General features: G+C 61.2%; 14 protein-coding genes. All 14 read right to left on the bottom strand.

What is annotated here, in order from left to right; all coding sequences use genetic code 11:
• Positions 1 to 728, bottom strand: a 728-nt coding sequence (locus WAW39_RS05395) for an erythromycin esterase family protein (protein WP_422316556.1), incomplete at its 3' end; no start/stop codon positions are given.
• A gap of 20 nt (positions 729 to 748) precedes the next feature.
• On the bottom strand, positions 749 to 1165 hold the full coding sequence (locus WAW39_RS05390) for an HPF/RaiA family ribosome-associated protein (RefSeq protein ID WP_422316554.1): 417 nt from the start codon (positions 1163 to 1165) through the stop codon (positions 749 to 751).
• 52 nt (positions 1166 to 1217) lie between these two features.
• Positions 1218 to 2798 (bottom strand): Do family serine endopeptidase, encoded by a 1581-nt coding sequence (locus tag WAW39_RS05385; protein WP_422316552.1) that lies wholly within the window; start codon positions 2796 to 2798, stop codon positions 1218 to 1220.
• 348 nt (positions 2799 to 3146) lie between these two features.
• A complete protein-coding gene (locus WAW39_RS05380) occupies positions 3147 to 4427 on the bottom strand; it encodes a GspE/PulE family protein (protein WP_422316550.1) in 1281 nt (426 codons plus the stop codon).
• A 24-nt stretch (positions 4428 to 4451) separates the two neighbouring features.
• Positions 4452 to 6146 carry an alpha-glucan family phosphorylase gene (gene glgP, locus WAW39_RS05375; protein WP_422316548.1) on the bottom strand — a complete coding sequence of 565 codons (1695 nt, stop codon included), beginning with the start codon at positions 6144 to 6146 and terminating at the stop codon, positions 4452 to 4454.
• Positions 6143 to 6817 (bottom strand): phosphoribosyltransferase, encoded by a 675-nt coding sequence (locus tag WAW39_RS05370; RefSeq protein WP_422316546.1) that lies wholly within the window; start codon positions 6815 to 6817, stop codon positions 6143 to 6145. The genes glgP and WAW39_RS05370 overlap by 4 nt, the downstream gene beginning before the upstream one ends.
• Positions 6814 to 7515 carry a dienelactone hydrolase family protein gene (locus WAW39_RS05365; protein WP_422316544.1) on the bottom strand — a complete coding sequence of 234 codons (702 nt, stop codon included), beginning with the start codon at positions 7513 to 7515 and terminating at the stop codon, positions 6814 to 6816. The genes WAW39_RS05370 and WAW39_RS05365 overlap by 4 nt, the downstream gene beginning before the upstream one ends.
• Positions 7516 to 7539: 24 nt before the next feature.
• Entirely contained in the window at positions 7540 to 7938 is a 399-nt protein-coding gene (locus tag WAW39_RS05360; protein WP_422316542.1) for a TraR/DksA family transcriptional regulator, read from the bottom strand.
• A gap of 4 nt (positions 7939 to 7942) precedes the next feature.
• On the bottom strand, positions 7943 to 9568 hold the full coding sequence (gene groL / locus WAW39_RS05355; RefSeq protein WP_422316540.1) for a chaperonin GroEL: 1626 nt from the start codon (positions 9566 to 9568) through the stop codon (positions 7943 to 7945).
• Between the two features lie 158 nt (positions 9569 to 9726).
• Positions 9727 to 10179, bottom strand: coding sequence for an Hsp20/alpha crystallin family protein (locus tag WAW39_RS05350; RefSeq protein WP_422316538.1), 453 nt, complete (start codon positions 10177 to 10179; stop codon positions 9727 to 9729).
• 82 nt (positions 10180 to 10261) lie between these two features.
• On the bottom strand, positions 10262 to 10552 hold the full coding sequence (locus WAW39_RS05345) for a DUF2934 domain-containing protein (protein ID WP_422316535.1): 291 nt from the start codon (positions 10550 to 10552) through the stop codon (positions 10262 to 10264).
• Positions 10553 to 10608: 56 nt separating this feature from the next.
• Positions 10609 to 11196: a hypothetical protein gene (locus WAW39_RS05340; RefSeq protein ID WP_422316533.1), complete on the bottom strand. Its 588-nt coding sequence runs from the start codon at positions 11194 to 11196 to the stop codon at positions 10609 to 10611.
• Positions 11197 to 11390: 194 nt separating this feature from the next.
• Complete coding sequence (locus WAW39_RS05335; RefSeq protein ID WP_422316531.1) at positions 11391 to 11687, bottom strand: hypothetical protein; 297 nt, start codon at positions 11685 to 11687, stop codon at positions 11391 to 11393.
• A 160-nt stretch (positions 11688 to 11847) separates the two neighbouring features.
• Positions 11848 to 12035: response regulator transcription factor (locus WAW39_RS05330; protein WP_422316529.1), on the bottom strand; the 188-nt coding region annotated here is incomplete at its 5' end.

Raw genomic sequence — 12035 nt, 5'->3', positions numbered from 1 at the left:
GTGCGGTAGTACTGCTCCGCATTTTTGACGAGGCGTGCGTTCTGCTCCGCCATGAAGAAGTCATCGGCAGCCACGCGGCCATCAAGTCGTGCCAGTTCGCTGGCGCGCGAATAGAGCTCGACAAACTGGCTGACGACGGCGTCTTCACAGGAGTAGCCATGGCCCTGAGCGGTCTCAAACCCGTAGCGCTGCGAGTCACCGCCAAAGCTGTCAAAGCAGGCATAGCGCTCGCGTGCGCGGGCGGCGGCTTCAGGATCAATCTTGTCAAGATAGCCCAGCACGGCATCCATGGAGGAGTTCATGCTGTAGAGGTCGAGGCCGTAGAAACCTGTCTTGGAGCTGTCCGCAGGCAGGTCGTCATTGTGCGCACGCAGCCATCCGATGAAGTCCAGCACATCCGCATTGCGCCACATCCATGCGGGAAAGCGCTTGAAGCCGCCCAGTGAGTCCACGGCGTCGAGGTCACCTCCTTGGCCATGCACATAGCGGTTCACGCGGCTGGCATCAGGAAAGTCGGCCTCCACCGCCACGGCGCTAAAACCTTTTTCGGTGATCAGCCGTTTGGTGATCTGGGCCCGCTCGCGGTAAAACTCATGCGTGCCGTGGGAGGCTTCGCCGAGCAGCACAAACTGCGCCTCGCCGATGAGTTCAAGCAGGGGATCGTAGTCCGAGATCTCGCCCTCCCGCAGAGGGTGGGCGGCGGACCGCACGAGCGATCTGGCTGACATCTGCGCGGTGGCTTGCATGCTCAGTACCTCGCCGCCGTTGCGGTGTGATGTTTGACGTCACCGCGCAGCACGCGCGCGTAGTCGTCCAATTGTCGGTGCGCGGCGGCAAAGGCGTCACGAATGGCCACATACACATCCTTGTGCTCTGGATGCGCCTCCAGGTGCTTCTCCCATTCGCCGGTTTCACTTTTGGCGGGTGTGCTGTGCAGCGAGGGCTCGTGATTGACCACGATCTCGGTCCCGGGGACGCGGAGGTTGATGCGGATGTGAAATTCGCTGCCGCGCTGGTGGTGCTGATGGGGCGCCTCGACAACGACGAGGCAGCTGGTGATGCGGCTGAAGCAGTGCTCCAGGGCCGCGACTTCTTCATGGATGCGCGCCTCAAGGGCGGGTGAGACCGCCATGTGGCGGAAGGTGATCTGGGTGGGTGTGTTCATAGGCGGTAAAATCGAATCAGACAGTTTTTGAGGAGGGGGCCGGTGTGTGGGTTCAGACCTTCACGATGACAAATTTCGTCCGGCCATTGCGGAGGATTTTGAGGCGCATGATCTCGCCGGGCGCGCCTCTGGCGGCCATGGCCTCGGCCACGTTCTTCACCGCCTTGTGATTGATTTGCACGATGAGGTCTCCTTCCTCCAGGGCTTCATAGGCGGCGGAATTTTTCTCCACTGCGGTGACGATGACGCCCTGCACCTCGCTGGAGACCTGATACTCCTGGCGGAGGTCTTCCGTGAGATTTTCGATGGCGACTCCCTTGATGAAGGTGTCTCCGGATTTGGAGACATCCTCCTCGGACGTTTTGTTTTCGGTCTTGGTTCCGGTCTTTTCTGGAAGCGGGCGCAGCGTGGCTGTCAGATCCATCTGCTCCGCGTGTTTGAGCTGGTCGTTGTAGCGCACCACGCGGAACTTCACCTCCGTCCCAGGATGATTGGCGCTGACGATGAGGCGCAGCTGAGCCGGACCGGTGACCTTCTGGTCGTTGACGGCGATGATGGCGTCCCCTTCATGAAAGCCTGCTTTGGCCGCCGGAGAATCCGGCACGATGGAGTTGACCAGCACACCGCTCCCATGTTCCACCCCCAGGTAATCCGCCATGTGGGAGTCGAGGCTGTCCATCTCGATGCCAAGGAAGCCGCGCTGGACCTTGCCGCCGTCCAGCAGATCACGCGCCACGGAGATGGCCATGTTGATGGGAATGGCCAGGCCGATGCCGGCAAACATGCCGCTCCGTGTTTCAATGGCGGCGTTCAGGCCCACCACACGCCCGCGCTCATCCAGCAGCGGGCCGCCCGAGTTGCCGGGATTGATCGCGGCATCGGTCTGAATGAAGTTCTCATACCCCGCCTGACCCTGCTGGGGCTTGCCGATGATGCCCAGCTCACTGCGCCCCAGTCCGCTGATGATGCCGTGAGTGACGGACTGCTCAAGACCCATCGGCGAGCCAATGGCCAGCACCACATCCCCCACGCGCATCTTGGAGCTGTCGCCGATCGTCGCGGGACTCAGGTCATCGACATCGATCTTGATCAGGGCCACATCGGTTTGCGGATCCGTGCCCACCACCTTGGCGGTGTAGTCCCGGCCTCGTCCGGGAATTCCCACCTTCAGTTCATCCGCGTTTTCCACGACGTGGTTGTTGGTGAGGATGTAGCCGTCGGAGGTGAGGATCACACCGGAGCCGAGGCCGGTCTGCACCGGTTTGCTCGGGGCAGGGCGGCGTTTTTCACGCGGTGCATTGGGTTCACGGCGCCCAAGCCAGTCGCCGAAAAAATCACGGAACATCGGCGGTAGATGCTCCAAGTCGTCGTTATCAAAATCAAAGCCGAAGCCGCGTCCGGCTTTTTTGGAGTAGGTGCCGATGCTCACCACGCTGGGCAGAATGCGCTGGACCACATCCGCGTAGCCGCCGGAAGGACCGCCGGCAGGATGAGTCTCGGAGCTGTCCCGCAGGAGCTTTTTGTCAAAATCCGCACCCTTCATGTGCGGTCTTGCCATTTCAGCCAAGAGGATCGACGCGGCCAGCAATGAAGTGCTGGCGATGATGATTTTGAGATGCTTGGATGTTTTCATGCAGAGTGTGAGGGGTGAATTTTTCACCGCGGTTCCTTCAGGGGCTCGCGGTTGGTCCCGTCATGCTGGAGGACATCCATGAGCATGATGTCACCGACGAGGAGGAGCTTGAGGAGCGAGTTCATGTATTGGCGGTGTCAGTGATTTTGTTCGAGGCAGTCCGAAGCAAACCGGTGGCTCGATGGCCAAACTGCCGGGCGGGTTCCACCCCACAATGAGCAGGAGTTCTCTATGTTTCTCAGGCGCTGGATGAGGAGCCCTCAGGGTCTGGCGCATGCCATGAAAGAAGGCATGAGGTCATGCCTGCCATTCCCCACGCAGCACCATGCAAGGCTGCAATCCTCCGTGTCAGCAGGCAGGGGAGGGCACAGGTGTCTGCGCATGCAGCGGTCGGATTTCAGACAGCGTGGTCAGACCGGCGGCAACCTTTTCAATCGCATCCGCCAGCAAAACCCGGGTGCCGGATGCCACGACGTGCTCTTGAAGAGCCGGTTCATCGGCTCCGTGCAGGATGAGAGTGCGCGCTTCTGCGTTCAGCCGCCAGACTTCGAAGATGCCTGCACGGCCTTCGAACCCGGTGCCGGCGCAGGCATCACAGCCCACGGGTTTCCACAGCAGTGCGGGGGCGTTCGCTCCCTGCGCGCTGAACCACTCCTTCTCGGTTTCGGTGATTTCCGTCACGGCGCGGCAGTGTGAGCACAGACGGCGGACGAGTCGCTGCGAGACCACGACCTCCAGCGCCGCGCAAATCTCCCAGTTCTTCACGCCATAGTTTCGCAGCGCGGTCACCGCGCCCACGGCATCTCGTGCATGCAGGGTGGAAAGCAGCGCCTGCCCGCTGCCCGCCGCAGTGATGGCTGCATGCGCGCTCTCCTGATCACGGACTTCACCGAGCAGCAGATAGTCCGGATCGATCCGCAGCATGGCCCGGAGGGCGTCTGAAAATGTCAGTCCGCGTTTTTCATTCACCTCGATTTGTGTGATGCCATCCAGGCTGCATTCCACCGGATCTTCCAGGGTCACAATACTGCGCGGCTGCTGCTGCAGTTCACGAAGCATGGCGTACAGCGTGGTGGTTTTTCCGGCTCCCACCGGCCCGCAGACCAGCAGCATGCCCTGGATCTGGGCCAGCCAGTGGCGCAGGTGGGATTGATCTCCTTCGGACATGCCGGTCTCTTCCAGGCGCAGCACCGGCCGCAGGCCATCAAGCAGTCGGATGCCCAGCATCTCGCCGCTTGGAGTGGGCACGGCTGTGATGCGCAGATCCAGCAGAATGCCGTTGGCCTCCATGCGGGCATGACCGTGCTCCGCACGTGACAGGGCTGACGTGTCCATTTGCGCCAGCACTTTGAAGTAGGTGACAAGGTGCTGTCCTGATGGGCGCGGCACCAAGGCCACATCATGCAGCTGGCCGTCCATCCGCATGCGAATTCGTGTTGCCTCTGCTCCCGGCTCGATGTGCAAATCCGAGGCTTTCCAATGTGCGGCGTCTGCGGCAAGTGCTATGGCAAACTCCTCGGTGAAGGGTAGGTCCGCTGGTGGCGGATGCCTGCGCAGCAGCTCGTGATAACGAACCGCGAGACGTGGTTCGATGGGGCGCTTGTTGAGGGGTGGCGTTGAATGAATCATGGTGTGACGGAGGAGATGCCGAGGTCACTCAAAGTAGGCCTTGATGACGTATTGGGAGACCATGCGCTGAGTGTTGAAGAAGGAGCCGTTGAGCGAGATGCAGTGGCGCATCACATCCGTGAAGCGGTCACGATCATGGTAGAAAAGCGGCAGCACCACGTGCTCGAGCTTGTCATACAGGGCGGCGGCATCGCACGCATTGCGGTCGGGATGACTGATCTCCATGGCGCAGTTTTCGCCAATCGCCCAGCCCGTCTCGCCTTCGATCCAGCCCTCGATCCACCAGCCATCCAGAATGCTGAGGCTGGGCACGCCATTGAGCGCCGCCTTCATGCCGCTGGTGCCGGAGGCTTCCATCGGCGGCTGCGGCGTGTTCAGCCACACATCCACGCCTGCGGTCATGAGCTTGCCCAGCTCAAGATCATAGTTGGGCAGATACACCATCTGGATGTTTTGATTGAGGCCTTCCTTGACCCGGATGATCCGTTGGATGGCCTCCTTGCCTTGAAAGTCATTGGGATGCGCCTTGCCACCGTAGATGATTTGCAGCGGCCCTGCACTGGCGGCGATCTGCCTGAGGCGTTGCACATCGCTCACCAGCAGGTCGCTGCGCTTGTAAGCCGTGGCACGGCGTGCAAAACCCAGGGTGAGCTTTTTCAAGTCAAGCACCACGCCTGTGTCATGGCGCACACGATCCAGCAGCTGCTGCTTGGCCACCAGATGCGCCTCCCAGATTTCCGTCAGTGGAAGGCTGTGGGCAAAGCGCAGACTGAAATTGTCAGCGCGCCATCCGGGGATGTGGCGGTCAAACAGCGCCTGAAACGGCGGTGAGGTCCACGAGGCCGCATGCACGCCATTGGTGATGGAATCAATCTTGTAGTGGCTGAACATCAGCTGCGATGTCTCTGCATGCTTCTTTGCCACTCCATTGACATAGTGGCTGAGATTCAGCGCCAGGAAGGTCATGTTCAACGCACCCCCGCAGCAGAAAATCTCCTTCATCTCCGTGACTTCCGCACGCCCCAGCACACGGGTCACGAGATCCAGCCCGAATTGATCATGGCCGGAGGCCACCGGCGTGTGCGTGGTGAAGACACACTGGCGGCGCACGGTTTCCACATCCTCATGATTGAAGGTGGGGCGGCCGGCATTGCGCGCGCATTCATCGAGCAATTCCAGCCCCAGCAGCGCGGCGTGGCCTTCGTTCATATGATAACGGGTCAGCGCCTTGCAGCCCAGCGCACGCAGCATGCGCACACCGCCGATGCCGAGCACCACTTCCTGGCAGATGCGGTAGAGGGCGTCTCCCCCGTACAAAAAATGGGTGAGCGTGCGATCCCAGGCTGAATTTTCCGGGAGATCCGTGTCGAGGAAGAACACCGGCACGCTGACGCCGCCCGGTGCCCGGACTTCATACTTCCACGCGCGCAGATGCACGGTGCGGCCTTCGATGCACACGCTGACACGCGGCGCCTGTTCCTCCAGATGTCCGCCGATGTCCCAGTCGCAGGGCTCCTCACGCTGCCAGCCGCTGGCATCAAGTGTCTGATTAAAATAGCCCTTCCGGTGCAGCAGGGTGACGGCCACCATGGGCACCTTCAGCTCCGCAGCAGAGCGCACCGTGTCACCTGCCAGCACTCCCAGCCCCCCTGCATACGTCGGCATGGCGGAGTCCAGGGCGATCTCCATCGTAAAATAGGCGACGAGCGGTTCATTCATGGCCCGGACACAGCTTGCGTTTCATGGCACGCCGCCTGTGCCAGCACCTGTCTGACTTCATCATCGGTGGTCTGGGAGAAGTCGTCATACCAGCGGCTGACACCCCCAAAATCCTCCGGCATCGTGAGCACCACCAGATCATCCACCAGAGGATTCAATGCCGCGCATGAGTCAGGCGCGGCCACCGGTACGGCGATGATGATCTCCTTCGGATGCTGCTGCCGCAGGGCCAGCACTGCGGCCCGAATCGTGGAGCCGGTGGCAATGCCGTCATCGATCAGAATGACCGTTCTGCCCGCGACTTCCGGCGCGCCGGTGTGTCCGCGATAGGCCATTTCACGGCGGTGCAGCTCCTTCAACTGAGCTGTGGCCTCGGCTTCAAGCGCTGCGCGTGGAATGCCCAGCGCACGCATCATGTCATGATCGACCACCTGCACACCACCGCTGGCAATGGCTCCCATGGCGAGTTCTTCATACCCGGGTACACCCAGCTTGCGCACCACCAGCACATCCAGCGGTGCATGCAGTTTGCGCGCCACCTCATAGGCCACGGGCACGCCGCCGCGTGGTAGGCCGAGGACGATCACGTCCTCGCGGTTGGCATGCTTCATGAGTGCTTCGGCCAGCATCTGGCCGGCATGCACACGGTTGTTAAAAACAAGCGGCTTCATGCGGCGATGCTCCAGTCATCCGAACTGCCCATGTGGCGTTTGAACCAATTCGCGCTCATCTGCGCCACCTGCTCCAGCTTGCCCGGTTCTTCAAAGAGATGCGTGGCGCAGGGCACGACGCGAAATTCTTTTTCACAGTGCAGCTTTCCATAGGCTTCGCTGTTCAGGCAGAGTACCATTTCATCATAGCCGCCGACAATCAGAAGCGTCGGCGAACAAACCTGGGGAATGGCGCTGCCTGCGAGATCAGGACGTCCGCCGCGCGAGACCACGGCGGCAATTTGGTCGCCGAGTTGCGCCGCCGCCATCAGCGCGGCTGCCCCGCCGGTGCTGGCCCCAAAGTAGCCCAGCTTCAAGCCTCGCGTTTCCGGCTGCTCCGCAAGCCAGCGCGTCACACTGACGAGCCTCTGCGTCAGCATGTCGATGTCAAAGCGCAGCGTGCTGGTGTTCGCGTCCTGCTGCTCCTCCTTTTGCGTCAGCAGATCAAACAGCAGGGTTCCTAGGCCTGCCTCGCGAATGATCCTGGCCACGAATTGATTGCGCGGGCTGTGCCGGCTGCTGCCGCTGCCGTGCACAAAGAGCACCACCCCGCGCGCATTGGCTGGAAGTTCCAGCTCTCCTTTGAGCTCCACATACCCCGTGGGGATCTTCACCGTGGTGGGCGGCACTTTTTTAGAAATCCGAGGGGCGGTTTTCATATGAGAAGTTTCGGTTGAGACGGCTCATCCGGCCGGGTTGCTGCCTTCCTGCTCCAAGCGTTCCTCCACTTCCCGCGTGAAGCGTGTCCATGGCACGGCGCGCAGTCGGGCGGCAGGAATGGGTCTTCCCGTCTCTTCGCAGATGCCGTAGCTGCCGTCCAGAATCCGGCGGATGGCGGCCTCCACCTCATAAAGCGCATCCTGCTCCTGAGAAAGCAGCCCCAGGGCGAGGTCGTGGTCGAACTCATCCGTGGCGGTGTCGGCGGTGTCCATGCTGTTTTGCTCCAGCGGACCAGACACTTCCGCGATCTGGATGGCGTGGGTGTCCAGCAGGTGATCGCGGAACGACTGCAACCGCTGGTAGTGCCAGGCCCAGTGCTGCGGCACCTGCGGTGAAGTGGGATGTTGGGATGAGGCTTGCATGAGTTTATTCCATTCCGGGCGTCATGGACGCTTCGTGGTTTTCCTTCGGCTCCGGCAGTTCGGTCATGGTGGCCTCCGTCAGCAGCAAAACGCTGGCGACGGAAACCGCATTTTCCAATGCGATGCGCACCACCTTGGTGGGGTCGATGATGCCAGCTTGCACCAGGTCCACATACACACCGCATGAGGCATCGAAACCGTAGTTGCCCGTGCCCTCGCGCATTTTGCTGACCACCACGCCGTCATCAGCGGCGGAGTTTTCAGCGATTTGGCGAGCCGGTGCCTCAAGGGCGCGTTTGAGGATGAGCAGGCCGGTGCGCTCATCGCCTTCCGCCGCCACGGCTTCACGTTCCACGGCATCGATGGTGCGCAGCAAGGCCAGCCCGCCGCCGGGTACGATGCCTTCGGCGATGGCGGCCTTTGTGGAACTGATGGCGTCATCAAAGGCGTCCTTGCGCGCCTTCATCTCCGATTCCGATGGTGCCCCCACGCGCACCACCGCGACGCCGCCGCTGAGCTTGGCCAGGCGCTCTTCCAGCTTCTCGCGGTCGTAATCGGAGGTCGTGGCCTTGATCTGCGCACGCAGTTCATTGCAGCGGCCTTTGATCGCCTCCTTGCGGCCCTCGCCACCGACAATGGTGGTGGCGTCTTTGGTGATGACCACGCGCTTGGCGCGGCCAAGATCATGCAGCGTGACTTTTTCCAGCGTCATGCCCAGCTCTTCGGAGACCACCTTGCCACCGGTGAGGATGGCCATGTCCTGCAGCATGGCTTTGCGGCGTTCGCCGAAGCCGGGGGCTTTCACCGCCACACAGGCGAGGACTCCGCGCAGACGGTTGACCACCAGAGTCGCCAGGGCCTCGCTCTCCACATCCTCCGCCACCAGAAGCAGGGAGCGCCCGCTCTTGGCCAGCTCTTCCAGGAGCGGGATCAGATCCTTCATGTGCGTGATCTTGCGCTCAGTGAGCAGAATCAGCGGCTCATCGAGCACGGCCTCCATCTTCTCCGGGTTCGTGACAAAATACGGCGAGGTGTAACCATGATCGAACTGCATGCCTTCGACGACATCCACGGAGGTTTCCGTGGTCTTCGCCTCCTCCACGGTGATCGCACCTTCGGATCCCACCTTCTCCATCGCATCCGCGACGAGATCGCCCATGGCCGGATCATTGTGCGCGGAGATGGTGGCCACCTGCGCCTTTTCCTTTTTGCTCACTACGGGGCGTGACAGTCCGCGCAGAGCTTCCACGGCCACTCGCAGTCCGCGGTCAAGTCCGCGCTTGAGATCCACCGCTGAAGCTCCTGCGGTGACATTGCGCACGCCTTCGGCATAGATGGCATGCGCCAGCACGGTGGAGGTGCTGGTGCCGTCGCCGACAGATTCGCCTGTGCGCTCCGCCGCCTGGCGGATCATCTGGGCGCCCAGATTTTCCTCGGGATCCTTCAGATCAAATTCTTTGGCAATGGTCACGCCGTCATTGCAGACGAGCGGCCTGCCCCATTTGCGCTGGATAAGCACGCTCTTGGATTTGGGACCGAGCGTGATGCGCACGGCATCGGCCAAAGCCGCGGCGCCGCGCAGGATTTTTTCACGTGCTGCCGCACGAAAGGTGACTTGTTTGTGTGCCATAAGCCAGTCTTCTGGTGGGAGGTTTTTCGGGGGAGGCTGACACGAAGCCAGCGGAGTAAATGATGGGGCATGGACTTAACGGAAGAAAAACAACCGGCGACCGTGACACTGGCTGCCTCCGCCCCATGACCCCATCATTTAGCTCTTTCGCGCGGGGCCTACTGCACCTTGACTTCGATGCTCTTGGGTTTGGCCTTCTCGTCTTTCGGCAGGTGCACGCTCAGCACGCCGTCTTTGAACTCCGCGCTGACCTTGTCGCCATTGACGCTTTCAGGCAGGGTGAAGCTGCGCAGGAAACTGCCATAGGAGCGCTCGATGCGGTGGAACTTCTTGCCCTTCTCCTCCTTCTCGCTCTTGCGCTCGCCGGAGATGGTGAGTTCGCCGTTCTCCACGCTCACCTTCACTTCCTCCTTCTTCAGTTCCGGAAGCTCGGCTTTGACGAGGTATTCGTTGTTGTCTTCGCTGATGTCCACCAGCGGTGTCCATTGGGCGACGGTCATGGCTTCTTTCTCGCCGTTTCTGGAGGGCCAGGTCACGCCAAAGAGACGGTCCAGGCGGTTTTCCAGGCTGCCAAGTTCACGGAGAGGATTCCAGGTTGTTAATGCACTCATGATGTTTGTTTTTGGTGGTTCTGCCGGCGGAAAGAGAAAAGCCGGTGCAGCCTGTCCGCCGGGTGCAGGCCGCACTGGAGATTCATTGGGCTCTGGCCTGCTGTTTGCCGGCCTTGGGCTGGCTCTTCGCCGGGGCTTTGCCAGCGGCTGAGGCGGCACGCTTGGTCGCGGTCTTTCCGTTTCCAGCCGCCTTTTGACTGGCCGGGGCTTTCTGTCCGGCGGCGGACTTCGGTTCACGCTTGCCGAAAAGCTGCTGCTCTGCCTGCAGCCAGAATTTCAGATCTTCGCCAGGAGGGCAGTGGGCTTGCTGCCAGAGGTGATAGGCGAGCAGGCTGATCTCTTCGTAGCGGTGTTCAGGTCGGTGGGGAGGCATGGAGTTCATAGGGGTGGGTGTTGCTGTTGGATGAAAAAGTTCACAAAGACCGGGCTTCAGCCGTTGATGCCCCAGAAGCGGGGGGCGGACTGGAATTCCCCGCCGAAGGGCTTTGCCCGATAAACGGAAACCGGGCTTTTGCGGGAGAGGAGCTGCGTGGCAAAGTTGCGGTCTAGGCGCTGATCAAAATCCGCATTGGACATGAATTCTGTCTGCCAGTTGTCCGCCACGTCTTTCAGGTGGGAGCACACCGGCCCCGCATTGCCGGTGAACTCATGGTCCTCTTCATGCAGAGCAACGAGGATCGGTCGGGTGTCCCGCCTCTGTTTGGGAATCGCCTCAAACCACTGCACGATGTGGCCTGGCAGAGTGGCATCATCCGCTGCGGAGACGATGAGCAGATCCGCCGCCGCTGCTGCACGCACGGAGGTGTTGCGCACGTCATGCCTTTCCAGCGTGTCAAAGCTCCAGGTAGCCGGGCAAACCTGCAGATCAGGACACAGGGTGTACTTCAGCCACTCCAAGGCCTCCATGGCGCGGATGTTGGCGAAGAAGCCGTCATGAATGGCGACGACGGAGAAGGCGGGCCGGGATGCCTGGACGATTAGTTTGCGTGGTGCGGGAGGAGATGCGGTGTGTTGCATGACCTGAGAATGACGAGGCATGCAAATCCCGGCAATTAGCAGAGTCGCTCTGCGTTTCTCAGCAAATGGCTGAGCTGGTCTCAGACGCCCGTCCGGGGGAGCTTCGTGCTGCACGGTGGTGCAGATGTACGCAACGGGTTGCGTCAGGACGGCTGCTCATGTTTGCATGAGCATGAGGTGAAAAGTGCCGACCCTCATTGGGCGGCGCCAGTGCTTGGGCGCTCACTGGCCGGCTGCTTCTGCGGCTTTTTGCAGGGATTGGTTCCCTCAAGCCACCTGTGGAGGAAAAGCCAGTCCACATGGCGTGCGAGGTTGGTCACGTTCAGATCGCGGAAGGGATGGCAGTTGCCCTCCTCGGCTTCGGTCGTGGCGGCGGGGGCTGGTATTGCAGGAGGGGGAGGGGAGATGCCGGCAATCTCACGCAGCAGCCGCTGCCTGAGCGCGGCTTCGTTTGCAGCTTCCTGCTGCTGGAGGTGCTCATGAGTGCTCATATGCCCGATGCTAGAAGGTGTTCTGCAGCGCACAATGAGGAGACCCTCCCGGTGCGTCTAAGCCAATGGCTGAGGCGATCGCGGGCTGGTGGCAGAGTTTGGCGGCGGACATTCAGGCCTTGGCGTGTGTCGGATTCCGCAAGATCAGGGCTGCGGCGGTTCAGACTTGTTCACCGACCCAGCGGACGGCGTAGTGGATGAGTTCGGTGCCGTTTTTGAGACCGAGCTTTTCCTTGATGTGGCCGCGATGAGTGTCCACGGTTTTGAGGCTGATGTGGAGTTCCTGGGCGATGGCGCGGTTGTCCTTGCCCTGGCCGGTGAGGCGGAGGATTTCGAGTTCGCGGTCGG

This window comes from Prosthecobacter sp. (assembly GCF_049294395.1).
In the GTDB taxonomy this organism is placed as follows: domain Bacteria; phylum Verrucomicrobiota; class Verrucomicrobiia; order Verrucomicrobiales; family Verrucomicrobiaceae; genus Prosthecobacter.
This window is presented reverse-complemented; position numbering and strand designations above follow the sequence as displayed.